Annotated in this window: 24 protein-coding genes; 19 read left to right on the forward strand and 5 right to left on the reverse strand. The window is 56.3% G+C overall.

What is annotated here, in order from left to right; genetic code table 11:
- Positions 1–27 precede the first annotated feature (27 nt).
- From PEL01S_RS21005 to PEL01S_RS21055, 11 genes are all read left to right on the forward strand, one after another.
- The gene (locus PEL01S_RS21005) at positions 28–1,617 is read left to right on the forward strand and encodes an ABC transporter substrate-binding protein (RefSeq protein WP_127461696.1); all 1,590 of its coding nucleotides are present in this window, start codon (positions 28–30) and stop codon (positions 1,615–1,617) included.
- A 30-nt stretch (positions 1,618–1,647) separates the two neighbouring features.
- Entirely contained in the window at positions 1,648–2,907 is a 1,260-nt protein-coding gene (locus PEL01S_RS21010; protein WP_127461697.1) for a M20 family metallopeptidase, read from the forward strand.
- Between the two features lie 38 nt (positions 2,908–2,945).
- Complete coding sequence (locus PEL01S_RS21015) at positions 2,946–3,923, forward strand: ABC transporter ATP-binding protein (RefSeq protein ID WP_127461698.1); 978 nt, start codon at positions 2,946–2,948, stop codon at positions 3,921–3,923.
- Positions 3,920–4,885 (forward strand): ABC transporter ATP-binding protein, encoded by a 966-nt coding sequence (locus tag PEL01S_RS21020; protein ID WP_127461699.1) that lies wholly within the window; start codon positions 3,920–3,922, stop codon positions 4,883–4,885. Before PEL01S_RS21015 ends, PEL01S_RS21020 begins: the two co-directional genes overlap by 4 nt.
- A 47-nt stretch (positions 4,886–4,932) precedes the next feature.
- Positions 4,933–5,721: an IclR family transcriptional regulator gene (locus PEL01S_RS21025; RefSeq protein ID WP_127461700.1), complete on the forward strand. Its 789-nt coding sequence runs from the start codon at positions 4,933–4,935 to the stop codon at positions 5,719–5,721.
- A 90-nt stretch (positions 5,722–5,811) separates the two neighbouring features.
- A complete protein-coding gene (locus PEL01S_RS21030) occupies positions 5,812–6,759 on the forward strand; it encodes a DUF1177 domain-containing protein (protein ID WP_127461701.1) in 948 nt (315 codons plus the stop codon).
- Positions 6,760–6,796: 37 nt separating this feature from the next.
- A complete protein-coding gene (locus PEL01S_RS21035; protein ID WP_127461702.1) occupies positions 6,797–7,477 on the forward strand; it encodes an AroM family protein in 681 nt (226 codons plus the stop codon).
- A gap of 37 nt (positions 7,478–7,514) precedes the next feature.
- Positions 7,515–8,462 (forward strand): aminopeptidase, encoded by a 948-nt coding sequence (locus PEL01S_RS21040; RefSeq protein ID WP_127461703.1) that lies wholly within the window; start codon positions 7,515–7,517, stop codon positions 8,460–8,462.
- A gap of 174 nt (positions 8,463–8,636) precedes the next feature.
- Positions 8,637–9,224: a DNA-3-methyladenine glycosylase gene (locus tag PEL01S_RS21045; RefSeq protein WP_127461704.1), complete on the forward strand. Its 588-nt coding sequence runs from the start codon at positions 8,637–8,639 to the stop codon at positions 9,222–9,224.
- 12 nt (positions 9,225–9,236) lie between these two features.
- The gene (locus PEL01S_RS21050; protein ID WP_063185315.1) at positions 9,237–9,551 is read left to right on the forward strand and encodes an MGMT family protein; all 315 of its coding nucleotides are present in this window, start codon (positions 9,237–9,239) and stop codon (positions 9,549–9,551) included.
- Between the two features lie 48 nt (positions 9,552–9,599).
- The gene (locus PEL01S_RS21055; RefSeq protein WP_127461705.1) at positions 9,600–10,238 is read left to right on the forward strand and encodes a TVP38/TMEM64 family protein; all 639 of its coding nucleotides are present in this window, start codon (positions 9,600–9,602) and stop codon (positions 10,236–10,238) included.
- Between the two features lie 52 nt (positions 10,239–10,290).
- Here the strand turns inward: PEL01S_RS21055 and PEL01S_RS21060 are convergent, their stop codons facing one another.
- Entirely contained in the window at positions 10,291–11,193 is a 903-nt protein-coding gene (locus tag PEL01S_RS21060; RefSeq protein ID WP_063185313.1) for an AraC family transcriptional regulator, read from the reverse strand.
- A gap of 168 nt (positions 11,194–11,361) precedes the next feature.
- Here PEL01S_RS21060 and PEL01S_RS21065 point away from each other — a divergent pair, with 168 nt between their 5' ends.
- Positions 11,362–12,147: an SDR family NAD(P)-dependent oxidoreductase gene (locus tag PEL01S_RS21065; protein ID WP_127461706.1), complete on the forward strand. Its 786-nt coding sequence runs from the start codon at positions 11,362–11,364 to the stop codon at positions 12,145–12,147.
- Positions 12,148–12,371: 224 nt separating this feature from the next.
- On the opposite strand, the gene PEL01S_RS21070 is transcribed toward PEL01S_RS21065, so the two are convergent.
- Together PEL01S_RS21070 and PEL01S_RS21075 are read right to left on the reverse strand one after the other, a co-directional pair.
- A complete protein-coding gene (locus PEL01S_RS21070; RefSeq protein ID WP_127461707.1) occupies positions 12,372–12,956 on the reverse strand; it encodes a PspA/IM30 family protein in 585 nt (194 codons plus the stop codon).
- Between the two features lie 55 nt (positions 12,957–13,011).
- The gene (locus PEL01S_RS21075; protein ID WP_063185309.1) at positions 13,012–13,239 is read right to left on the reverse strand and encodes a PspC domain-containing protein; all 228 of its coding nucleotides are present in this window, start codon (positions 13,237–13,239) and stop codon (positions 13,012–13,014) included.
- 248 nt (positions 13,240–13,487) lie between these two features.
- On the opposite strand from PEL01S_RS21075, the gene PEL01S_RS21080 reads away from it, so the two are divergent.
- The gene (locus PEL01S_RS21080; protein WP_127461708.1) at positions 13,488–14,855 is read left to right on the forward strand and encodes a sodium-dependent transporter; all 1,368 of its coding nucleotides are present in this window, start codon (positions 13,488–13,490) and stop codon (positions 14,853–14,855) included.
- Between the two features lie 77 nt (positions 14,856–14,932).
- Here PEL01S_RS21080 and PEL01S_RS21085 read toward each other — a convergent pair whose 3' ends face one another.
- Positions 14,933–15,982 carry an NAD(P)/FAD-dependent oxidoreductase gene (locus PEL01S_RS21085; RefSeq protein WP_127461709.1) on the reverse strand — a complete coding sequence of 350 codons (1,050 nt, stop codon included), beginning with the start codon at positions 15,980–15,982 and terminating at the stop codon, positions 14,933–14,935.
- Between the two features lie 329 nt (positions 15,983–16,311).
- On the opposite strand from PEL01S_RS21085, the gene PEL01S_RS21090 reads away from it, so the two are divergent.
- The 6 genes from PEL01S_RS21090 (at position 16,312) to abc-f (ending at position 21,852) form a co-directional block, all read left to right on the forward strand.
- On the forward strand, positions 16,312–16,992 hold the full coding sequence (locus PEL01S_RS21090; RefSeq protein WP_204343703.1) for a futalosine hydrolase: 681 nt from the start codon (positions 16,312–16,314) through the stop codon (positions 16,990–16,992).
- Positions 16,989–17,828 (forward strand): 1,4-dihydroxy-6-naphtoate synthase, encoded by an 840-nt coding sequence (locus tag PEL01S_RS21095; protein ID WP_127461710.1) that lies wholly within the window; start codon positions 16,989–16,991, stop codon positions 17,826–17,828. The genes PEL01S_RS21090 and PEL01S_RS21095 overlap by 4 nt, the downstream gene beginning before the upstream one ends.
- A 60-nt stretch (positions 17,829–17,888) precedes the next feature.
- Positions 17,889–18,473: a YdeI/OmpD-associated family protein gene (locus tag PEL01S_RS21100; protein WP_127461711.1), complete on the forward strand. Its 585-nt coding sequence runs from the start codon at positions 17,889–17,891 to the stop codon at positions 18,471–18,473.
- Positions 18,474–18,813: 340 nt separating this feature from the next.
- Positions 18,814–19,488, forward strand: a complete 675-nt coding sequence (locus PEL01S_RS21105; RefSeq protein ID WP_127461712.1) for a YceI family protein — start codon at positions 18,814–18,816, stop codon at positions 19,486–19,488.
- A 174-nt stretch (positions 19,489–19,662) separates the two neighbouring features.
- On the forward strand, positions 19,663–19,806 hold the full coding sequence (locus PEL01S_RS34595; protein ID WP_010500226.1) for a hypothetical protein: 144 nt from the start codon (positions 19,663–19,665) through the stop codon (positions 19,804–19,806).
- A gap of 99 nt (positions 19,807–19,905) precedes the next feature.
- A complete protein-coding gene (gene abc-f / locus PEL01S_RS21110; protein WP_127461713.1) occupies positions 19,906–21,852 on the forward strand; it encodes a ribosomal protection-like ABC-F family protein in 1,947 nt (648 codons plus the stop codon).
- 74 nt (positions 21,853–21,926) lie between these two features.
- Here abc-f and gluQRS read toward each other — a convergent pair whose 3' ends face one another.
- On the reverse strand, positions 21,927–22,892 hold the full coding sequence (gene gluQRS / locus PEL01S_RS21115; RefSeq protein ID WP_063185295.1) for a tRNA glutamyl-Q(34) synthetase GluQRS: 966 nt from the start codon (positions 22,890–22,892) through the stop codon (positions 21,927–21,929).
- Between the last annotated feature and the right edge of the window lie 62 nt (positions 22,893–22,954).

The raw sequence follows: 22,954 nt of genomic DNA on the forward strand, positions 1-22,954 counted from the left end.
TCTGACAACTTTGAGGGGGAAGAACACATGAAGAAGCACCAATGGTTAGCCGGACTTGCCGCAAGCGCATTGCTTTTGACGGCCGTGGGCTGCAGCCCGAATGCGAACCAGAAGCCGGACGCCTCCGCCGCGCCGGAGCAAAGCAAGAAGGATAAGATCATCACAATCGCCTACTCGGACGGCGGCACCACTATGGACCCGGCCGAAGCGAGCGACCTGACCTCCGACACGCTGGTCGTCGCCGCGTACGACCAATTGGTGACGTACGGGGTCAAAACCGTGGATGGCGGGCAGGTGGCCAAGACCGACGAAATCAAGCCGATGCTGGCTAAGAGCTGGACCGTATCCGACGACAAGCTGACCTACACCTTCAAGCTGCAGGAGAACGCCAAGTTCCAGAGCGGGAATCCGGTAACGGCGGATTCGGTCGCCTTCTCGCTCGACCATCTGAAAAACTCCAAAGCGGGCAGCTTCCTCTACCAATTGTCCGGCATTAAAGCTTACACCGTGAAAGACGCGCAGACGATCACCATCCAACTGGAAAAAGAAAACCACACGTTCCTGCAAATGCTGGCACTCTATAACTTCTCCGTACTGGATGAGAAAGTGATCAAAGAGAAGGGCAACGACTTCTTGGCCAAAAATGCAGCCGGCTCCGGTCCGTTTGCCATCGAGAAATGGGACCCGGCCTCGGAAGCCGTCATGACGGCGAACAAAAACTACTGGCAGGGCGCTCCGCAGGTGGACAAAGTGACGATGAAGTTTTTGAAGGAAGCTTCGAACCGGGTCATGCTGCTCGGCAAAGGCGATGTCGACCTCGCGATCGAGATTCCTCCGAAGGACGTCGCCGATCTGAAAAACAACGCCAACCTGACGGTCAAGTCCGATGCGAGCAACCGGATTCTGTATTTTGCGCTCAATACGACCAAGAAGCCGTTCGACAACGTGAAAGTCAGACAAGCGCTTGCTTACGCCGTTCCTTACGATCAATTGGTGCACGACGTTATGTACGATCAGGCGAAGCAGCTGAAAAGCGCGGTACCTAGTAACACGCCGGGGTACTCCGATTCCGGATTTATTTATAAGCATGACTTGGACAAAGCGAAGCAGCTGCTGAAAGAAGCGGGCTACGAGAATGGGCTCAGCTTCGACCTCACGCTTGGATCGGGCTTCCAGGACTGGGAGGACGACGCTGTCCTGATGCAGGCCGAATTCGCCAAAATCGGCGTGACGATGAACATCCAAAAGGTCGCGCGCGCCCAATTCCTGCAAATGCAAAGAGAGCGTAACCTGACGGCTTACATCTCGAAATGGACGTCCTTCGTCAACGATCCGAGCTACCATCTGGGCTTCCTGCTGTACGGAAAAGGCACATCCAACTACGGCAACTACAAGAACGCGAAGGTCGACGAGCTGTGGGAAAAAGCCAACAACGAGCCGGATCAAGCGAAGCGCAACGAGATGTACAAGCAAGCGCAGGAGCTGATTACGGCGGACGCGCCTTGGCTGTACCTGTACGAATACAACCGCATTGTGGGGATGAACAAAAACCTGAAGGGCTACGTGTACTACCCGGATGAGATTCTCCGCTTCTATCCGATGAGCAAGGGGCAGTAACAGTTCCAGGCAGAAGGGAAGGCTAAAGCGATGGATTGGAAAAAGAAGGTATTGGAAGAAATCGATAAACGTCAGGACGAGCTTATAGACTTGTGCTGTAAATTGATTCAATTTCCAAGCGAAGATCCGCCGGGGGATACCCGCGACATCAGCAAGTTCATTACCGACTATTTAAAGGAAGCTGGAATCGAGACGGCCGCGCACGAGTCGGAGCAGCATATGTTCAATCTGCTGTCCACCGTGGGGACGAAGAGCGACAAGCATTTGCTCTTCTGCGGGCATACCGATGTCGTACCGGCGGGCGATTTGTCCCGCTGGGACTTCCCTCCCTTTGCCGGGGAGGTGAAGGACGGCTACATTCTCGGCCGCGGCGCTTCGGACATGAAATGCGGCTTGGGCGGACTGATCTTCGTCGCCGCATTATTGAAACGTCTCGGCGTGCCGCTGGCGGGGGAGCTCTCCTTATTTATCGTGCCGGATGAGGAAACCGGAGGACACTTCGGCGTGCCGTGGGTGCTGGAGCGGGGCTTGATTACAGGGACGGCGGCGGTCATCGCCGAGCCGTCCTCTCCGGAGCATCCGACCATCGGTCAAAAAGGCAGCGCCTGGTTCGAATTTACGGTTGAGGGAACGCCGGGCCACGGTAGCCTGTCGCCGTTCAAGGGCGATAGCGCGATTGTCAAGGCGGCCAAAGCGATCGAGGTGCTGCAGCGGCTGACGGACATGAAGCCGAACATTCCCGAGGAAATGCGCGAAATTATCGAGATTTCGAAGAACTATGTCCGTGAGCGGGAAAAGACCGATGTCAGCGCCGTCTACGATCACGTGACGGTCAATATCGGAACGATTCACGGCGGGACGAAGGCAAACGTGGTCGCAGACCGCTGCACGATCGAGGTCGACTCGCGCGTGCCATTCGGCATCGACTACCGCGATGTATTGAACGAAGCGAAGCGTCTGCTGCTTGAAGTCGGGATCGACGCCGAGCTGAAACCGATCGGCTTCCGGGGCAATGCGAACTGGACGCCTTCGACGGAGGAGATCGTGCGTTACTTGGTCGAAAGCATCACCCATGTCAGTGGAAAGGAAGCTTACGGCGTGCTGCAATGGGCGTCGAGCGATGCCCGCCACTTCCGCAACCATGGGATTCCGGTGCTGCAGTACGGGCCGGCGGAGCTGTCCACGATCCATAACTTCAACGAGCGCGCGCCGGTTTGGCAAGTCGTTCAAGCGGCCAAAGTGTACGCGCTGACCGCGCTCAAATATTTGGGCACGACCGGCGGCAACTGACGGTATGACGGTAACCACCCAGAAAGGAGGACGGGGTAATGAACGCTTTACTAGAGGTTCAGGGACTGCAAACGGAGTTCGTCACCCGTTCCGGCGTGGTAAGGGCGGTCGACGGGGTCGATCTGGTGCTGCACAAGGGGGAGACCTTGGGGGTCGTCGGCGAATCGGGCTGCGGCAAAAGCGTCACCTCCATGTCGATCATGGGGCTGCTTCCCAAGGGGATCAGCCGGATTGCCGGTGGAGACATCCGGTATAACGGCCAAAGTCTCCTCTCCTTATCCGCCGCCGAGCTGCGGAAAATTCGCGGCAATAAGATGGCGATGATTTTCCAAGAGCCGATGACCTCGCTCAACCCGGTGTTCAAGATCGGTTCGCAAATTGCGGAGACGGTCCGCTTCCACCTCAAGCTTAGCAAGAAGGAAGCCTGGAGAAGGGCGGTCGAGATGCTGACCAAGGTAGGCATTCCCCGTCCCGAGCAGATCGCTATGGAATATCCGCATCAACTGTCGGGCGGGATGCGGCAGCGGGTCATGATCGCCATGGCGATGGCGTGCGGCCCCGAGGTGCTGATTGCCGACGAGCCGACGACCGCGCTCGATGTAACGATTCAGGCGCAAATTCTGGACCTGATGCGCGAGCTGCAGGAAGCGCAGGGGACGGCCGTGCTGCTCATTACCCACGACCTCGGCGTCGTGGCGGAGACATGCCAGCGGGTCGTGGTGATGTATGCCGGTCAGGTGGTCGAGGAAACCGACGTGAAGACGCTGTTCCGGCAGCCGAAGCATCCGTACACCCGGGGGCTGCTGGCTTCCTTGCCGCAGCTTGCGGGCGAGCAGCACCGTCTGGAGCCGATTCCGGGCAGCGTGCCGAATCCGGCGGAGATGCCGAAGGGTTGTCGGTTCGCTCCCCGCTGCGCCTTCCGGACGGATGCATGCGATACCGTGCCTCCGCAGCTGACGGAGGTCGAGGCCGGTCACAAATGCCGCTGCTTGCTCGTTCAGGAGGGACTATTATGAGCGCATTGCTGGAAATTCGCAATCTGAAGAAGCATTATCCGATCCGCAAAGGCTTGTTTTCCAAGCAGGTCGGCGTCGTCAAGGCGGTCGACGGCGTCAGCTTGACCATCGAAAAAGGCGAGACGCTCGCGATCGTCGGGGAATCCGGCTGTGGCAAATCGACGACGGGCCGTTCCATTCTGCGCCTCATCGAGCCGACCGAAGGCGATATTTTTTTCGAGGGAACCGACGTGCGCAAGCTGTCGACGGAGGAAATGCGCAAGTTCCGCACGAAGATGCAAATCGTGTTCCAGGACCCGTACGCTTCGCTCGATCCGCGGTGGACCGTGCAGCAGACGCTGGAGGAGCCGCTCCGCACCCACGAGAAGCTGCCCGAGGACGAGCTTAAGCGCCGCGTAGCGGAGCTAATGGAGGTCGTGGGACTGTCCTCGTACCATGCTCACCGTTACCCGCATGAATTTTCCGGTGGTCAGCGGCAGCGGATCGGGATTGCCCGCGCGCTCGCGCTGAAGCCGAAGTTCATCGTATGCGATGAGCCGGTATCCGCACTGGACGTGTCCATCCGGGCCCAGGTGCTTAATCTGATGCAAGAGCTGCAGGAGCAGTTTTCGCTTACGTACATGTTTATTTCCCATGACCTGTCCGTCGTGAAGTTCATCAGCGACCGGGTCGGGGTGATGTACCTGGGCCGTATGGTGGAGCTGGCGCCGACCGAGGAGTTGTACGACAAGCCGCTGCATCCTTACACGCAGGCGCTGATGTCGGCCCTGCCCGTGCCCGATCCCGAGACGAAGCGGGAGCGAATCATCTTGACCGGCGACGTGCCGAATCCGCAAAATCCCCCCGCCGGGTGCGCGTTCCATACCCGGTGCCCGGTCGCCAAGCCCGAATGCGGGAGCGTCCCGCCCGAGTGGAAGGAAGTCTCTCCCGGGCGGAGCGTAGCTTGTCACTTGTATTCATGATAAATTTAAAAGTGATGGGCAATTATGGGTTTGGGGGCTAAGCTGTCATGCTGAAAACATTAGATAATGCGCTGGAGCTTTTGGAATATTTTACAAGGGAGACGCCGTCTTGGGGCGTGCGGGAATTGGCGAAAGAGATGGACATGAGCCACTCGATCGTTCACCGCATCTTGACGACCTTCGAGTCCCGCGGCTTCCTGATTCAGAACGATGAAACGAAAAAGTACGAGCTGGGAACGAAGCTGTGGGAATACGGTTCCATTATTAGGGATAACCTCCGTATTTCCGATGTGATCCTGCCCGTTATGCATACATTATCCGAGGAAACGGGAGAATCCGTGTTCCTTACCTGGCTGGACGATCATGAAGGGATCTGCGTGGAAATTGCGGAAAGTCCGCAGCGGATCAAATATGCGATGTCCTCGGTCGGAGACCGGACGCCGCTCTATGCCGGAGCCTCCAACAAGGTCATTATGGCGTACTTGCCGAAGGCCGCTCAGGAGGCGATCATCGACAAGGGCTTGAAGCCCAAGACCGGCAAGACGGTCATCGATCCGGAGAAGCTGATGGGGGATTTGGCGGCGATTCGCAAGGCGGGCTGGGCTTACTCCGTTGGAGAATACTCCGACGCGACGTTCGGGATTGCGCTTCCGATTTTTAACAAGCGACGTGAAATCGTGGCGTCGCTTACGCTAGCCGGACCGGAGTACCGGATGCCGGAAGCGAAAGTGTCGGAGGTGCTGGATATGATGCGCAGAAAGCGCGACGAGATTGAAGCGTGCCTGCATAAGCTGAGCATCTCGTCTGTGGCCGGACGGCGTCATCCGATATCCTGACAAGGAATGTGAGAATTCCCACCCGCTGATCGCCGACTGCTGATCGATCGGAAAAACGCAAGTTTTTGAAGAGGAGAGGGGAATGACACCATGTCTTTACAGCAAACGCTGCATGTCTATGAAACGATGGATAGCGCTTATGTTAACGGGAACCAAATCAAAGAGCTGTTCGCAGCCTATCCGGAGGTAGAGGTCACCGTCCAGACGGTGCAGGGCGAGAAGGGCTCGACCGATTTTGTCAAAATCGTTATTCCGGGCACGAATGGGAAGCGGAACGGTGGGTCCGCGCCGACGTTCGGCATTATCGGACGCCTTGGCGGCATCGGAGCCCGCCCGTCCCGGATCGGCATCGTATCCGATGCGGACGGCGCCGTGGCAGCGGTAGCCAGCGCGCTGAAGCTGGCGGACATGAAGCGAAAGGGTGATCATCTCCGGGGCGACGTGATCGTCACGACCCACATCTGCCCGGATGCGCCGACCCGGCCGCATGAGCCGGTCGATTTTATGGACTCCCCCGTCGATATTTTGACAATGAATCAATATGAAGTTGTGCCGGAGATGGAAGCGATCCTGTCCATCGATACGACGAAAGGCAACCGGGTCATCAACCATAAAGGCATCACCATTTCGCCGACCGTGAAGGAAGGCTATATTTTGCGGATCAGCGACGATTTGTTGCGCATCATGGAGATGACGACCGGTCAGTACCCGGTCACCTTCCCGATCACGATGCAGGACATTACGCCTTACGGCAACGATCTGTACCATATCAACAGCATCCTGCAGCCTGCGGTCGCTACGAATGCGCCGGTAGTCGGTCTGGCGATCACTGCGCAATCGACCGTTCCGGGCTGCGGCACGGGGGCGAGCCACGAGGTGGATATTGCCGCCGCGGTGAAATTTGCCGTCGAAACGGCGAAAGAAGTCACGAACGGCACCTGCTCTTTCTACAGCAAGGACGAATTTGCGAAAATTCAGCAGCTTTACGGCTCGATGAAGGTTCTTCAGACGATGGGCGGCACGTCCGTCAACGCCTAATACCCGGTCCGGAGCGGATACGCCGGCAGAAACGGAGATGGCTGAAGTGAAGAAATTAGGTACCGTTACCATCGGGCAAGCGCCCCGCCCGGACGTGACTCCGATTCTGGAGCGGCACTTGGGAGATCGGGTTGAGCTGCTCCAGGTCGGCGTTCTGGATGGGATGACGAAACAAGAGATCGCCGCCTCGCTGTCTCCGGACCCGGAACATTATGTGCTGACCTCGCGGCTGGCGAGCGGCGATGCCGTCGTGATGGCAAGGGAAAAAATCGCGCCGGTGCTCCAGCAAAAGATCGATTGGCTGGAGGAACTGGGCTGCCGGCAGATCCTTGTTCTCTGCACGGGGGTATTCGACGGATTGACGACGAAAAATGCCCGTCTGCTGGAGCCCGACGAGCTGCTTGCTCCAATCGTCGCGGCGATGGTTCGCGGCATGCGGTTCGGCGTCCTCGTTCCTTTGGCCGAGCAGCAGGAGGCTTTGGCGGAGAAGTGGCGACATCGCGGGCTTGATCCGTTCATCGCGGCGGCTTCGCCGTACGATTTCAGGGAAAAGCAGGCGCTTGCCGCATGCGCGCAGCTGAAGGATCAGGCGGACATCGTGCTGCTCGATTGCATGGGATATACGGAAGCGATGCGGGCGTTTGTCGCGAGGCATACGGGACTGCCCGTGATTTTGTCCAATGCGCTGATGGCTAAGGTGATTTCGGAGATGATCTAAAAAGGCAAGTCAAATTCGCAAGATAGGAAGTTATGCTATGGATACGTCTTTGGTCAAAGTAAGCTCCGGCCTGCTGCAAAGCTGCCTCGGGCTCAAGCCGCACGAGAAGCTGCTGGTGGTCGCCGACGACCGGAAGAAAGACATCGGCGAAGCGTTATACGAAGCCGGGAAGCAACTGGGCGCGGAGGCGATGCTGATGGTGATGAAGGAACGGGAGAAGTCGGGACAAGAGCCGCCGTCTCCGGTCAGCGAGGCGATGAAGCAGGCCGATGTTGTCATCTGCGCGACCGAGCATTCCCTCACCCATACGAAAGCGCGCAAAGAGGCGGCCGCGCAAGGAGCCCGCTTGGCAACGATGCCCGGCATTACCCGGGATATGTTCCTCGAAGGCGCGATAGCCGCCGATTACGATAAAGTCAAACGGGTCACTGAGCAAGTGACCGACCTCCTCAGCCGCGGCAAGCGGGTACGGATCGAGAAGGACGGCAAGGTGCTGACCTTCTCCATCGAAGGGCGCAGCGGCATTCCGAGCACCGGCGTCTACGTGAATCCGGGCGAGTCGGGGAATTTGCCGTCCGGAGAAGGCTATATCGCCCCGCTGGAAGGGTCCGCTTCGGGACAACTCGTGGTCGACGGCTCGATTGCGGACATCGGCAAGCTCTATAGCCCAGTGACGATCACGGTGGAAAACGGACGCCTCACCGAGGCGGAGGGAGAAGCGGCAGCGGAGCTGCTTCGGAGGCTCGGCGACGGCCAAGGCCGGCTCCTCGGCGAGTTCGGCATCGGCACCAACGACAAGGCCAGAATTACCGGCGTCGTACTGGAAGACGAGAAGGTGTACGGCACAATCCACGTGGCCTTCGGCAGCAACCACACGTTCGGCGGGACGGTCGAAGCTGGAGTCCATATCGATCTGGTCGTGAACCGGCCAGACGTTTATATCGACGACGTGCTTATTTTAGACAAAGGCAGGCTGCTGGTTTAACCCGGTGGGTCTGTTCTAAACCGAAAAGCGCTGTTAAGGGGGGACGCGGTATGTTCCTTTTCCTTGACGGCGTTTTTCTTTTCGCAACGAACTTGCTTCGAGGAGGTATTTCCATTTACAATTTGTGTTTAAGGAGAAATCGGTCGGTTGATCCCATGATGTGAGGTGCATGTTATGTCGTTTCAACCTGTCACCGCTTCATTTTTTCAACAGCCGACACTGGAGCTGGCCCGTTCCTTGCTCGGCATGCTGCTTGTGAAGGAGACCGAAGCCGGCACGGCATCGGGCTGGATTGTCGAGACCGAGGCCTACATCGGCCCGGGAGATCGGGCGGCACACAGCTTCGGCAACCGGAGGACGGCCCGAACGGAAGTGATGTTCGGCCCTCCCGGCCACGCCTATACCTATGTGATGCACACGCATTGTCTCCTCAATGTGGTCAGCGGGCCGGTGGACCATCCAGAGGTGGTATTGATTCGGGCGGTCGAGCCCTATACGGGAACCGATCTTATGTACGAACGCCGAGGCCGGGATAAGAAGGAGCGGGACCTGACAAGCGGCCCGGGGAAGCTGACGAAAGCGCTCGGCATTACGATGGGCGATTACGGCAGGCCGCTCTTCGAATCGCCGCTCTATATCGCCGAAGGAAAAGCATTCGGGCCGGTGGAAACTGGTACCCGGATCGGGATCGAGAACAGCGGCGAAGCCCGCGAATATCCATGGCGTTTTTGGATCGGCGGCAACCGGTTTGTCTCGAAGTAGAGGAGGTAGCGGATGAACCCATTTACGCAGCGGGTGATCGAAATCATTCAAGGCATACCGGAAGGGTATGTCATGACTTACGGTCAAATCGCCGGGCTGGCCGGAAGTCCGAGAGGGGCCAGACAGGTCGTGCGCATTCTTCATTCGTCAAGCGGCAAACACGGGCTTCCCTGGCATCGGGTAGTCAACGCCCAGGGGGAAATTGGGATTCAGCACGAGGAAGGCCGCATGCTCCAAATGCTCTACCTGCGGGGCGAGGGCGTCGAGGTTGCCGATAACGGACAACTGGATTTGGACCGGTGGCGCTTCATTCCGCTTGGCGAGTGAGGGCTCCGTGGCCCAGATCGTCATCATGCCATTCCCGGGAGAAGGTTCATGTTCAAAAAAATAAGCTTAGCCCTCCTCTACGCCGTCGCGGCTTATCTCATCTATAGGTACGGCGCAGAGATTGTGGCGTGGTTTCAAACCTCCAGCCACGTGGCTGGAGTTATCCTTGCGGCAACGGCGTTGGCCTTGTTTCCGGTCATCCCCTATCCGGTTGTCGGCGGGGTCATCGGCGCGGCCTTCGGGCCGGTGCTCGGTGCGGTGATCACATGGACGGGCTCGACGGCGGCTTCATTGCTGATGTTTGTATTTGTCCGTTACGGGTATCAGGAATGGGGCCAGCGAATGCTGTACCGCTACGAACGTCTCGGCAAGCTGACCGTTCCGTTCGAGCGGAACGCCTTTCTGACCATTCTTTTCGCCAGGCTTATTCCTTTCATTCCGTCCATTATCCTCAATGCGTATTCTGCTTTAAGCCGCGTTTCCTTTGCCGCTTATGCCGCGGCGTCCGCGCTGGGCAAAATCCCGGCCATGCTCTTGTTCGCATTCGTGGGCAATACCTTGATGACGGAGCCGGGAGGGGTATGGCTTACCGTTGGCATTTACGGGGGCTTTCTTGCAGTCATGCTATTGGCCTATCGGCAATGGAAACGAAGCAAAGAACCGGTTCCAAGCGACCGGAAGGCATGAAAAAGAGAGGCGCCGTTGTACGTCGTTTGAACCTCCGTTGAGCAGGGGGACTTCATGCGTCTCTTACCTTCAGGCGCTTTATATCTTGTATAGGTGAAAAACCAAACATTCGGGAATATTCACGGCTGAATTGCGACGGACTTTCATAGCCTACCCGGAATGCGACATCCGCGGCATCTGTTGACTCGGATAATAACAGACGCCGTGCTTCCTGCAGCCTCAGTTGTTTTTGGAACTGAATAGGGCTCATAGCGGTTACCTCTTTAAAATGCCTATGTAGCGAAGAAACACTCATATTCGCTATTTCCGCAAGATCCTCAATCCGAAAAGACCTATCATAGTTATTCATGATATGTTTGATAACGTCTCTGATTCGTTTGGTGCTGCTTCCATCAATAGCAATTTGTTTCAGTGTGACTCCATGCTGCCCTTGCAGAACCCTATAGAGAATTTCCTTCGTGATGAGAGGAGCAAGTACCGGGATATCCTTAGGGTTATCCAGCAAACGAGCCAACCTGATTACCGCATCCAACAAAGATAATTCCATCCGGCTGACAAACATACCTCGCTTAGCGTTTTCTTTCGGGCCAACTCGGTTGTCAGAATCGCTTGAAATCTCTAAGATTTGACTTGGGGTAAATTCTAGTTTGAGAGACAAATACGGAACTTGGGAAGAGGCTTCCATGACTTGGCCGGTAACCGGCAGGTCAACGGATGCAACAAGGTAATCGGCAGGACCGTATCTAAAGCGCTCCTGTGCCAGCAATACCTCCTTCACACCCTGAACGACCATGCAAAAGGAAGGATTGTAAACTCCAAAATTTGATCCAGTAACGTTAGATCGACGAGTGAAAAATAAAGACGGAATTGCAGTCGCGTGAACACCGTCCCGGCCTGAATAACGCTCAATGAGTTTGGCAAGCTCCCCCTGCTGTTCATATATTCGTTCAGACATAAGATCCTCCCGTTCCTCCATCCTTGATAGTCCCATCATAATTCAGATTCGTACGTAGCGTAAATGGCTGTGAGAGTATTAGGCAATCATTTGAGAAGAATGGGATACCGGCCACCTTTTCATTTGTTGCATAATTGTCAGTATGCTAAGTTAAAGGGGAAGATTAGAATGGATAAACAGGGGAAATATACAGTTATTACCGGAGCAAGCTCCGGTATAGGTTACGCGGCAGCTAAAGCTTTCGCAAAACGTAAGAAAAATATCGTACTTGTTGCTCGCCGCGAAAGCAATCTGAATGAACTGAAAAGAGAAATTTTGCAGGATATTCCCGAGCTGGATATTGTGGTGAAAGCAGTCGATATATCCGTCAGTCAAAACGCCCATCAACTCTATCGAGAATTAAATGAGTATCAAATCGAAACATGGATTAATAATGCAGGTTTCGGTAGTTATGACAGTGTTTCCGGTCAAGACTTGGAAAAGATTGAAACCATGCTGCGCCTAAACGTGGAAGCCCTAACTATATTTTCGTCCTTGTATGTGCGTGATTATAGAGACGTGGATGGTACACAATTAATCAATATCTCTTCAGCTGGCGGATACACACTCGTACCAACGGCCGTTACTTACTGTGCTTCCAAGTTTTTTGTCAGCGCGTTTACCGAGGGGTTAGCCCATGAACTGAAAGCTGCCAATGCAAAATTACAAGCTAAAGTTTTGGCACCGGCGGCAACCAAAACCGAATTTGGAAAAGTGGCAAACAATACGAGCGAGTATGACTATGACAAAATTTTCAATTCATACCATACAAGCGATGAAATGGCCAGTTTTCTCTTGCAGCTTTATGATAGCAACATGACTGTTGGTATAGTTGACAGAGAAACCTTTGAATTCAAACTTAGTGAACCACTTTTTGCTTATGCGGGTGGTTCCAAGAATAACCAAAAAGTCTGACTGATCGATTGACACATCTCAATTTTAAAGTGGTGGACCGATTTATCGACGGCTGCCGTTGAACCAGAGATAGCAAGAAAGCCGATTACACCGTTAGAGTGGTGAAAACCGGCTTTCTTCAATGTTCAAAGCTCCTTAGCGTTTTGCTGGCGGCGCCCCGAGTAGGAAAAGTGTAAGAGGACGGGGGCTAGTCGCCCCCTCCTACTTAATTTTTATCGATAAACTTACCGCTGAGCGGCAGGCCGGCGGCTAAGCTCTGCCAGCGCTTCCGACTGCATAATTCGTTCCTCGATCCGCTCGAAGCCGCGGGTGGCTGCGCCGCCCTCGAAGCTGTACAGGAAGCGGGGCGCCGAAGGCTTGACCTGGGCTTCCGCTTTCTGGGCGCGGGCAATGAGCTCCGTACGCTTCTCCTGCATGGCCGCGTAGGCCGCTTTCGTTTCTTCCAGCTGCTGAGAGAGCTCTTCCGAGCGCTGCTTGGCGGCTTCATACCACTCCGAGCATTCCAGCGACTTGTCCAAATAATGCAGCTTCGCTTCGACCGCTTGGCGGGCTTCCGCTTCGCGGCCGTCGGCCAGCGCTTCGGCGGCATTTTTATCGCATTGGGCAGCCAGTCGGTTGTAGGCGTCGATTTGCATTTTCAGCGACCGTTCTGCGCCGGACTGCTTGTTCAGCGTCCGCTGGACCGCGTCGATTTCCTCCTTCATGGTACGGAGGTAGTGATTCAGCATCATCACCGGGTCCTCCAGCTTGCTAAGCGCCTCGTGTGCGGTGGCTCTCGATAGATCGGATAGTCTCGTTAATACTCCCATGGTTGTTTTTAGCTCCTTTTGTCGTATTTTATAGTTTGACGTAGATTTTTGTAGATTAGTAGTTATGATAAGGGTTCATGACTGCGTAGTCGTCGTACGGTGCTTTCGGGACAAGCAGGCTGAGAACAAAATAGATCAGCGTGACAGTACCGAAGCTGCAGAAGGCGGCGATGACGACCAGCAGGCGGACGAGCGTCGCGTCCAGACCGAAATATTGCGCGAGGCCTCCGCAAAGGCCGGTCAGCCTGCTGTTGCTGCGGGAGCGGTATAATTTTTTGTTCATAAAACATTCTCCTTTTTCGAAATATATATTTTTCATTTTCGTTAGTCGGTTGTTTTGTGCTTGCTTCATGTCTTTATTGTAGTCTGCAAGCGATCTTGCGAAAACCGACCTGTGGCGGTTTTTGAACTGGACCTAAGGAGGGGAAGTTATTCTACCTAAGTCGGAGCATATGTAAAATTTTACCTTCAGACAATTCCATAATTTGTTTATACTAGTGTTATTATCCTATAAAAGTTGGGGAGTAGAGTATGAAAAACGATCAAGGTTCTGAAAACGTTCCTAAAGCCAAGGGAGAGAAAGGAGAAAGGTTTTCTTCAAGCGGCTTCATTCTGGCCGCGATCGGGAGCTCGGTGGGGCTCGGCAACCTGTGGAAGTTTCCTTACATTACAGGCAAGCATGGGGGAGCCGCATTTTTTCTGTTGTTTATCGTTTGTTTGATCATCGTGGGACTGCCGGTGCTGTTGGCCGAGATGACGATCGGCCGGGGCGGCCGGGCGAATGCTTCGCTAGCTTTTTACAAGCTGACCAATAAAAAGGTATGGAGCTACTTCGGATTTTTATCCGTCATCACCGCTTTTTTGGTCATGTCCTACTACGCCGTCGTTGCCGGGTGGACGCTGCATTATACCTTGGAATCGTTTACAGGGATGCTGTTCCAGCAAGGCGCCGATTACAAGGATAAGTTCGTTACGTTTGCGGGCGGGTATTGGCCTTTGTTCTGGCAAGCCGTCGTTATGATCGTCTGCGCCTGGGTTCTTGCGAGGGGCGTCTCCGGTGGGATCGAGAAGTTCAATAAAATTTTGATTCCGGGCTTCCTGGTCATTTTGCTGGTGCTGATGTTCCGTTCGCTTACGCTTCCTGGCGCCGGCGCAGGGGTCGAGTTTTTCTTGAAGCCGGATTTCTCCAAACTGGATGCGGAGTCCGCTCTCATTGCCTTAGGGCATGCCTTCTTCTCCTTATCGCTCGGGATGGGCATCATGATCACGTACGGATCGTATGTCGACAAGAGACAATCCCTCGGCAGCGCAACGCTTGCGATCGGGTTCGGGGATCTGATTTATGCGTTTATTGCCGGGATCGTTATATTTCCGACTGTCTTCTCTTACGGCTTGAAGCCTAGTGAAGGGGTAGGGCTGGCTTTCATGGCGCTTCCTGCCGCGTTCGCCCAGATGCCGTTTGGCGCGATCTTCGGGGGGTTGTTCTTCCTGTTGCTCGCGATCGCCGCATTGACCTCCGCTATCTCCATTCTGGAGGTACCGGTTGCGTATTCGATGAACCGCTGGGGCTGGACCCGGAAGAAAGCGGCGGTTATCGTGTCTATCGCATGCTTTGTAGTCGGCATTCCGTCCGCCCTCTCGGTCGGTGGCGTGCTCGGCTCCTTCACTCCCGGCGGAAAGTCGATCTTCGATTGGGTGGACTTTATGACGGCTTACGTGCTCATGCCGATCGGCGGCTTGGTCGTTACGCTGTTTACCGGCTATGCGTGGAAATTGGCCGGGGAAGAAGCGGGCCTGAGCGGCTTCTGGTACCGCGCTTGGATGTTCCTGCTGAAGATCGTATCACCGATTATGATCATTCTGGTGTTCCTGTATTCCGTCGGTCTTCTGTCCTTCTAGGACAATAGGTTTGTGTTATAAAAGCCGGATTTCTGCATCGTAGAAATCCGGCTTAAAATTTTCCGGTACAAATTTTACTATTTTATCAATTGCTTAATAAGTTCACGATTTCTGCTCTGAAAAATTTCATTGTGGGAAGAAACCATGCCGCTTGCGTGAGCTTCCGGCTGAATGTACAGCTTGGCCTGATTGACTGCATTTGCCGCGTCATGAAACGCTCCGGCAATCAAATGCACTTTCCCTTCGTACGAAATAATATCTCCCGCCGCATAAATTCCCGGCTCGGATGTAGCGCTGGTTGTCTGACCAGCCAGGAAGTATTCGTTCGCCATCTCAAGCTTTACCTCGCTATTTTCCAGCAGCGATCTGTCCCGTTCATAGCCGTGATTGATAATCACTTCGTCAATGATCAGCTCCTGTACTTCGCCCGTCTCATGGTTGGTCAGTTCCACCCGCTCAATCTTCTCCTGATTGGAGGCCGCAATCAGCTTCGTAATCGTTGTGTGAAAGAAGCATTGGGCCGAGCTGTTCAGCAGTTGCTTCACCTGTGCCTCATGCCCGGACAGCGTATCCTTACGATAAGTCAAATATACCTGCTTGGCGATCGGCTCCAGCTCGTTTGCCCAATCGACCGCCGAGTTTCCTCCGCCGGAAATGATGACGGTTTTATCCTTAAACCGTCTCAGCGATTTGACGGTATAGCTCAGGTTGGATACCTCGAACTTCTCGGCGCCCTCCAATTCGATTCTTTGCGGCTCCAAAATTCCCCCACCGATGGCAAGAATGACGGTTTTCGTGTAATGCTGCTCACCTGCAGAAGTATGCAGGACGAATACGCCGGTTTCGCCGCGTTCAATCCGCTCTACTTTTTGATTCAATACCACAGTAGGATCGAAGGTTAACCCTTGCTGGACGAGCTGCTCGATCAGCTTCTCGCCGAGCGTTGGCGTCAGACCGCCGACGTCCCAAATCATTTTTTCCGGATAGACATGGACTTTCCCACCCAGTCTTGGCTGATATTCGATCAGCTTGGTCTTCATTTCTCTTAAGCCGCTGTAAAAGGATGCGAAAAGACCGGCCGGCCCTCCGCCGATAATCGTGACGTCAAACAGTTCCTCGTTTTTCATTCGTAATCCTCTCCCTTGTTAAGATTAGCGACGCGCTCTATTCACACACCTCCTGCAATCAACTGGCATTGCCCGAAGTGCTCATCCGTTCCATTCCGCTGGGACGAGCGATCGCGTTCCCCCTGCTAAAGTCGCACAACTTAATCATACTTGTATTGAGATTGATAATCAATATCAATTATGACTCGTTAAAAAAGGTCTGCGGCGCGGTGGCGGCAGGAAGTTTACATCATTCCTTATAAGTATTAAAGTTAAAAAGAAGGAAGACAGCCGTTTTCAGAAAACATTTGCCCGAAGGGAACAAGGGTGTCGTGAAGGAGAAATAAACAATGAGTCATGAAATCAACGCCGGCCAGGAACAGATGGGGCTGCGCGTATTGGTGATAACGGCCGTTCCGGCCGAGCGAGATGCCGTGCTGCGCGGGCTGCGGGGCGACGAACGGTTCGACGTCGTGGCTGGAGGCGTCGGTCCGGCCGCGTCGGCGGCAAGCGCCGCGAAGGCTTTGGCTGCGGCTGAATACGGCATGGTCGTCAGCGCCGGGATCGGCGGGGGCTTTCCCGGCCGGGCGGAGATTGGCTCGCTGGTGGTGGCTGACGCGATCGTCGCCGCCGATCTGGGCGCCGAGACGCCCGAAGGCTTCCGCAGTGTGGACGAGCTGGGCTTCGGCTCCAGCCGGATCGCGGTCGATGCCTCTCTCGCTGCGCGGTTGACGGAGGCGCTGCAAAGTGCCGGGCTGCCGGCGCATACGGGTCCGGTGCTCACGGTGTCCACCGTGACCGGCACGGCGGCGACCGCCTCGGAGCTGGCGGCCCGGATGCCGGGGGCTGCGGCCGAGGCCATGGAAGGCTTCGGCGTGGCGGTAGCCGCCCGCGACCGCGGGTTGCCGGCGCTGGAGCTTCGCGCCATCTCGAATGCAGTCGGCCCGCGCGATCGCGAAGCTTGGCGGATCAAAGAGGCGCTGGACGCGCTGGAAGCGGCGGGCGCAATTTTACTGGAGGTGCTACGATGAAGATCGCTTTTTCTCCTTGTCCGAATGATACGTTTGTGTTTCACGCTTGGGTTCACGGGCTGGTGCCCGGCGCTCCGAAGCTTGATGTGACGTACGCGGATATCGATATTACCAACCGGCTCGCAGCGGAGCCGGGAGGGCCGGACGTGCTCAAAATATCGTTCGCGGCGCTGCCGTGGGTGCTTTCCGAATACGCACTGCTGCCCTGCGGGGGCGCGCTCGGACGGGGCTGCGGGCCGCTGGTGCTCACGAACAATCCGGCGGTCAGCGCCGAAGGCCCTGCCGCTTTGGCCGGCCGACGGGTCGCGGTACCGAGCGACCGCTCGACCGCGTACCTGCTGTTCCGCTTGTGGGCGGCGCAGCAGGTGCCGGGCGGCGTGGGCGAGATCGTCGTGATGCCGTTTCACGAGATTATGCCTGCGGTGCGGGACGGTCAAATCGATGCCGGGCTGGTCATCCATGAAGCCCGGTTCACGTACCCTTCGTACGGCTTGACCCTGCTATCTGACTTGGGCAACTGGTGGGAAGCGGACACGGGTCTGCCTATTCCGCTGGGGGCGATCATCGCCCGCCGGTCGTTGGACCGCGAGGCGATCGCCGAATGGGCCCGCGCCTCGGTCAAGTACGCGTGGGAGCAACCTCAAGCCTCCCAAGACTACGTGATGAGCCATGCGCAGGAGCTTTCTCCGGAAGTAGCCCGTGCGCACATCGACCTGTACGTGAACGAATATACGGAGAATCTGGGCGAGAGCGGCTACGGTGCGGTGGAGGCCTTGCTTGGCCGGGCGGCGAAGGAAGGATTGGTTCCGTCCTTCGACTTGTCCCTGCTGCGTTGAGGCGCGGGGCCAATCAGTCAACCGACGGATAAATTACATGGTCCGGGAGGCGAGTGACGCATGTCCAGGAAAGAAAGCGAACTGCCGATCTTATTGTTTGCAGACCAGCCGTCTTGGGAAGCTTGGCTGGAGCAAAATCATGACGCATCGGCCGGAGTAAGGCTGCACCTGGCGAAGAAGCAAGCGGATGTCGTGACGTTAACGTATCAGGAAGCGCTGGAAAGCGCCTTGTGCTACGGCTGGATCGACAGCCGGAAGGAAGCTTACGACGAGAGCACTTGGCTTCAGCGGTTTACGCCGCGCGGGGCGAAGAGCATTTGGTCCAAGGTCAATAAGGAAAAAGCGGAAGCGCTGATCGCCAGCGGCCGGATGCAGCCTCCTGGCCTCCGGGCCATTGAAGCCGCGAAGGAGAACGGGCAGTGGGACAAGGCGTACGAGTCGGCAAGCCGCGCCACCGTACCCGACGATCTGCAAAGTGAGCTGGACCGCAATCCGCAAGCCAAAGCTTTCTTCGAAGCGCTCGATAAACAGAACCGGTTTGCCGTGCTGTTCCGAATCCACAGCGCGAAAAAGGCGGAAACGCGGGCAAAACGAATTCAGCAATTCGTAACGATGCTGGAGCGCGGCGAGAAGATTTACCCGTAGAAGCGAATAAGCGAGGCCTTCGGCCCCCGAGGGTCTCGCAAAATTTTTAATCTTATTTTAATCTTCGCTTCAGTTAAAATTAAGGCAGACCGGTTACGATAGGCCTCAAGTATGGGGAAGGCTTGATATATTCGCGCTCTATTACACTACTATATGTAGTGTAACCGTCGCCGATGGTGCTATACTGATGAAGTGGAACTCGATGGTTTTTTGCATCAGCGTGCGGGGTTTTTTATCGCCAATAACACTACACAACGTAGTGTTTCCGGGGGCCAAGCGTATCTGCCCATGAAGAAAACAGGCTGCATCGCAGCTCATATGACGAGGAGGAAAAATCATTATGAAACTGAAGTTGGTCGCTTTTGCCGTAGGTGCTGTCGTCGTCGTCGGAGGGGGCTATGCCGCTTACGATTATTATGCCGGGAACCACGTTGCGGTACAGAACGTCATTCCTGCGAATGCTTCGGCGCAGGCCGCCGGGGGAGCCGTTGAAGCAAGCAAGCTGGACGGGCAGTGGAACATCAGCACGGATTCCAAAGTATACTTCTCGGTCACGACCTCCAAGGAAACCGTGAATTTTGAAGGCAGCGCGGTGAAAGGAAGCTGGGCGCTCCATTCGTCCGATCCGTCCAAGATGAAAGCCGAGGCGGCGCTCGACCTCAAATCGATCTCGTCCGGCAACTCGCAAAGGGACGAGCATGTCCGGGGGGAGAAGTTCCTGAACGCCGCTGCGAACCCCGAAGCCAAATTTACATTAAAGTCAATCGAGAACTTCCCCAAGACGTGGAAAGAGGGGGAGAAGGTTTCCTTCGATATGACCGGCACGCTTACCGTGAATGGCAAACCCAAGGACGTCACGTTCAAGAGCGACGCGGTTTATAGCCAAGACGCGATCCGTATGGAAGGCAGCACGGTCGTTACCTTCGAAGATTTCGGTTTGAAAAATCCTCACGCGGTTGTCGTATCTACCGAGAACAATGTGACCGTGCAATTAAGACTCATCCTGAAAAAATAAACTGTCCGTACACCGCAATCGCGCATTCATTGGCTGCCGGACACGAAGCCGCATAACCGCAGCGTGAGATGTTGATGGCGCTCATCCGGGACGGTGAATGCCGGTGAAGCTTGCCAACCGCCCGTCCGGTATGGTAAAGTTGTAAATAACTTGAACAAGAGGAGGTGAGGTAGGATGAATCACGAGATGGTGAACAACCGTATTAGCCAGCTGTTGATGCTTTTGGCTGGCATTGTGCATGCTTTTTCCGTCAACGGGAGAGGTCTGTCCAAAAATGCCTATACGGTTTCACCATTCGCGAAAATAATCCTACCTTAACCGCAAACGGATGTTAGTCCGAAGAGCCGTAGGGATTTTTTCCTGCGGCTCTTTTTGTTGCATACAGAGGTTAGGATCATACTAGGAGGATTCCTTAAGATGATCGTTAACTGTCAAAATATAAAAGCGTACCATGGCGCACAGCTTGTTCTTGAAGACGTAAACTTGGATATTCAGCAAGGCGAACGTATCGGACTGATCGGCCGCAACGGCAGCGGCAAATCGACTTTGCTGCAATTGATCGCGGGACGGCTTCGTCCCGACGCCGGGCAGCTTACGGTCCGGAAAGGGACCCGAATCGGCTATTTGACGCAAATTCCGGCGGAATTCGAAGGCCGGACCGTCTATGACGTGCTGGCTCTCGGCCATCGGGAGCTGCTGGAGTGCCGCTTGAAAATGGCGGAGCTGGAGAAGCTCATGTCGGAGCCTGGCACCTCCGACAGCCCGGACCGGTTGGCCGGCTGGTTGGAGCAGTACGCGGCGCTGCAGGAGAAGTTCGAGCGCGAGGGCGGCTACGAGCTGGATGCCGTCATCGAGCGGGTCGCCGACGGCCTGCGCATTGACCGCGGCAGCTATGCCCAGACGTACGCCACGCTATCGGGAGGAGAGAAGACCCGCATCAATCTGGCCTCGCAGCTGATTCGCAAGCCCGAGCTGCTGCTGCTGGACGAACCGACGAATCACCTTGATCTGCACGGCGTCGAATGGCTGGAGGACTATTTAACCCAGTACGACGGTTCGTGCCTGATCGTCTCGCACGACCGGTATTTTCTGGACCGGGTCGTCACGAAGATTGTCGAGCTGGAGGATGGCGAATCGCAGTCGTACTTCACCAACTATACCGGCTATATGAAGGAGAAGGAGGCGCGGCTGCTTCAGCAGTTCGCCGACTATCAGGAGCAGCAGAAAAAGATCAAGAAGATGATGGAGACGATCAAGCAGCTGGAAACGTGGGGGCGGATCGGCGACAACGGGAAGTTTTTCCGGCGGGCGGCTTCGATGCAAAAGGCGTTGGACCGCATGGAGAAGCTGAAACGACCGATGCTGGAGGCGAAGAGCGCCGATTTCGGGCTGACGCAGGCGGACCGTTCGGGACGCAAGGTCGTGACGCTGGAAGGAATCGGCAAAAGCTACGGAGGCCGGAAGCTGCTGGACGCGGTCGACGGAGCGCTGGCTTACGGCGACAAGGTTATGCTTATCGGGAAGAACGGGTCGGGAAAATCGACCTTGTTCAAGCTGATCCTCGGCGAGGAAGCCGTCGATGAGGGGCGCTTCGAATGGGGTGCGCGCGTGGACATCGGCTATTTGGCCCAGCAGGAATACCCGGATGGGCCGAAGAAGTCGGTGCTGGACTATTTCCGCAGCGAAGCAGGGCTGGAGGAAGGAGAGGCTCGGGGGATTCTGGCCAAATATTTGTTTTACGGCCCGGATGTGTTCAAGTCGATCCATCTGCTGTCGGGCGGGGAATGGACGCGGCTGAGGCTGGCGCTGCTGGTGCTTCGCAAGCCGAATCTGCTGCTGCTCGACGAGCCGACGAACCACTTGGATATCGCCTCGCGGGAAGCGCTGGAGGAAGCGCTGGAGACGTTCCCGGGCACCGTGCTCGCCATCTCGCATGACCGGTATTTCATCAACCGGCTGGCCGGACGCATCTGGGAGCTGGACCAAGGCAGGATCACCGTCTATCTGGGCAGCTTCGACGAGTATCAGGAGAAGCGGAAGCAGCGCGGCAGCTGGGGCGTTCAGAGCGGGGCAGCCGCCTCTCCTGTGGCCGTGAAGGCCAAGGTTGCTGTTCCAGCCGCGGCGCAGGGCAGGACGAACGGGCGCGGGAAAGCGGCGGACCGCGAGCGGGAGCGCGACACGCTGGAGCGGGCCATTGTCCAGGCGGAGGAACGGCTCGCCGCCTTGGATGCTGCTATGCAGGAGCAGGAGCAGGAGGCGGGTACGGATACGCGTTCGCTTAGCGAGCGATGGGCGGAGCGGGAAGCTGCGCAGGAAGAGCTTGACCGCCTCTATGAGCAATGGTTGGCAATGGGAGAGGAGTAGGCAGGGCAAAGACAAAGGACCGTTTCGCGCCAGAGGATGAGGCGTGGAACGGTCCTTTTTTGGTTAAAATATATTCAAGCGCTGGCGGTCAGAAGGCCGAGCGTCTCCCGGCTTAAAGCAATTCGTTGGCCGGAGAGGCGTTCCAGCGTGAATAGCGGAACCAGCTCAGCCGCTTTTGCCGGTTCGGGGCGGTCGAGCAGGCCGGCTGCATAAGCCAAATGGCCGATCAGCCGCTCCGGCGGAATGCCGGCGGCGCGGAGAGTGGCCAGAGAGAGGCTGCGGTCCCGCTTGGACAATCTGCCGCCCTCCGGACCACAGAGCAGCGGAACGTGGCAGAAGCTCGGCGGAGCCGCCTCCAGCAGCTCGTACAAGACGAGCTGCCTCGGGGTCGAATCGAGAAGATCCGCTCCCCGCAGCACATCAGTGATCTCCATGGCGGCATCGTCGACGACGACCGCCAACTGGTAGCTGAACTGTCCGTCCGCGCGTTTGACGACAAAATCGCCGAGAGCGCCGGGCAGCACGTGCTGTACGCCCGCCATGCCGTCCGCGAAGGAGAAGGAGCGCTCCGGAACGGCCACCCGCAAGGACGGGGGCTTAATCTGGGCTTTGCGCGCGCGGTCCTCTTCGCTGAGCGCCTTGCACAGCCCAGTATAAACGGAGCCTTCCGAGGCAAGGCCATGCGGGGCGCTGGCGATGGCGGCCAGCTCCGCCCGGCTGCAATAGCAAGGATAGAGCCGTCCGCTGCGCTCCAAGCGCCGGACCGCCTGTTCATACAGCTCCAGCCGCTGGCTTTGCAGATAGGGCCCGTAAAGGCCGCCGGTGGCTGGACCTTCGTCCCAGTCCAATCCCATCCAGGTTAGATCTTCTACGATGAGCTGAGTATATTCCGGGCGGGAGCGAGGCCCGTCGATATCCTCGATACGCAGTACGAACGTACCGGAGGCGTGCCGCATTTGCAGCCAGGCGAGCAGCGCCGTAAAGGCGTTGCCGATATGCATCGGTCCCGAAGGCGTCGGGGCGAACCGTCCGCGTCTCATCGAATCACCTCGCAGGTATACAAAAAAGAGCAGGATCTCCCCTGCCCGGTTGGTTATGTATG

The organism is Paenibacillus elgii NBRC 100335 (assembly GCF_004000865.1).
In the GTDB taxonomy this organism is placed as follows: domain Bacteria; phylum Bacillota; class Bacilli; order Paenibacillales; family NBRC-103111; genus Paenibacillus_G; species Paenibacillus_G elgii.

Coding starts and splice junctions, on each gene's coding strand:
- PEL01S_RS21005 (WP_127461696.1), top strand. CDS start 28: ATGAAGAAGCACCAATGGTTAGCCGGACTTGCCGCAAGCGCATTGCTT.
- PEL01S_RS21010 (WP_127461697.1), top strand. CDS start 1,648: ATGGATTGGAAAAAGAAGGTATTGGAAGAAATCGATAAACGTCAGGAC.
- PEL01S_RS21015 (WP_127461698.1), top strand. CDS start 2,946: ATGAACGCTTTACTAGAGGTTCAGGGACTGCAAACGGAGTTCGTCACC.
- PEL01S_RS21020 (WP_127461699.1), top strand. CDS start 3,920: ATGAGCGCATTGCTGGAAATTCGCAATCTGAAGAAGCATTATCCGATC.
- PEL01S_RS21025 (WP_127461700.1), top strand. CDS start 4,933: ATGCTGAAAACATTAGATAATGCGCTGGAGCTTTTGGAATATTTTACA.
- PEL01S_RS21030 (WP_127461701.1), top strand. CDS start 5,812: ATGTCTTTACAGCAAACGCTGCATGTCTATGAAACGATGGATAGCGCT.
- PEL01S_RS21035 (WP_127461702.1), top strand. CDS start 6,797: ATGGCTGAAGTGAAGAAATTAGGTACCGTTACCATCGGGCAAGCGCCC.
- PEL01S_RS21040 (WP_127461703.1), top strand. CDS start 7,515: ATGGATACGTCTTTGGTCAAAGTAAGCTCCGGCCTGCTGCAAAGCTGC.
- PEL01S_RS21045 (WP_127461704.1), top strand. CDS start 8,637: ATGTCGTTTCAACCTGTCACCGCTTCATTTTTTCAACAGCCGACACTG.
- PEL01S_RS21050 (WP_063185315.1), top strand. CDS start 9,237: ATGAACCCATTTACGCAGCGGGTGATCGAAATCATTCAAGGCATACCG.
- PEL01S_RS21055 (WP_127461705.1), top strand. CDS start 9,600: ATGTTCAAAAAAATAAGCTTAGCCCTCCTCTACGCCGTCGCGGCTTAT.
- PEL01S_RS21060 (WP_063185313.1), bottom strand. CDS start 11,193: ATGTCTGAACGAATATATGAACAGCAGGGGGAGCTTGCCAAACTCATT.
- PEL01S_RS21065 (WP_127461706.1), top strand. CDS start 11,362: ATGGATAAACAGGGGAAATATACAGTTATTACCGGAGCAAGCTCCGGT.
- PEL01S_RS21070 (WP_127461707.1), bottom strand. CDS start 12,956: ATGGGAGTATTAACGAGACTATCCGATCTATCGAGAGCCACCGCACAC.
- PEL01S_RS21075 (WP_063185309.1), bottom strand. CDS start 13,239: ATGAACAAAAAATTATACCGCTCCCGCAGCAACAGCAGGCTGACCGGC.
- PEL01S_RS21080 (WP_127461708.1), top strand. CDS start 13,488: ATGAAAAACGATCAAGGTTCTGAAAACGTTCCTAAAGCCAAGGGAGAG.
- PEL01S_RS21085 (WP_127461709.1), bottom strand. CDS start 15,982: ATGAAAAACGAGGAACTGTTTGACGTCACGATTATCGGCGGAGGGCCG.
- PEL01S_RS21090 (WP_204343703.1), top strand. CDS start 16,312: ATGAGTCATGAAATCAACGCCGGCCAGGAACAGATGGGGCTGCGCGTA.
- PEL01S_RS21095 (WP_127461710.1), top strand. CDS start 16,989: ATGAAGATCGCTTTTTCTCCTTGTCCGAATGATACGTTTGTGTTTCAC.
- PEL01S_RS21100 (WP_127461711.1), top strand. CDS start 17,889: ATGTCCAGGAAAGAAAGCGAACTGCCGATCTTATTGTTTGCAGACCAG.
- PEL01S_RS21105 (WP_127461712.1), top strand. CDS start 18,814: ATGAAACTGAAGTTGGTCGCTTTTGCCGTAGGTGCTGTCGTCGTCGTC.
- PEL01S_RS34595 (WP_010500226.1), top strand. CDS start 19,663: ATGAATCACGAGATGGTGAACAACCGTATTAGCCAGCTGTTGATGCTT.
- abc-f (WP_127461713.1), top strand. CDS start 19,906: ATGATCGTTAACTGTCAAAATATAAAAGCGTACCATGGCGCACAGCTT.
- gluQRS (WP_063185295.1), bottom strand. CDS start 22,892: ATGAGACGCGGACGGTTCGCCCCGACGCCTTCGGGACCGATGCATATC.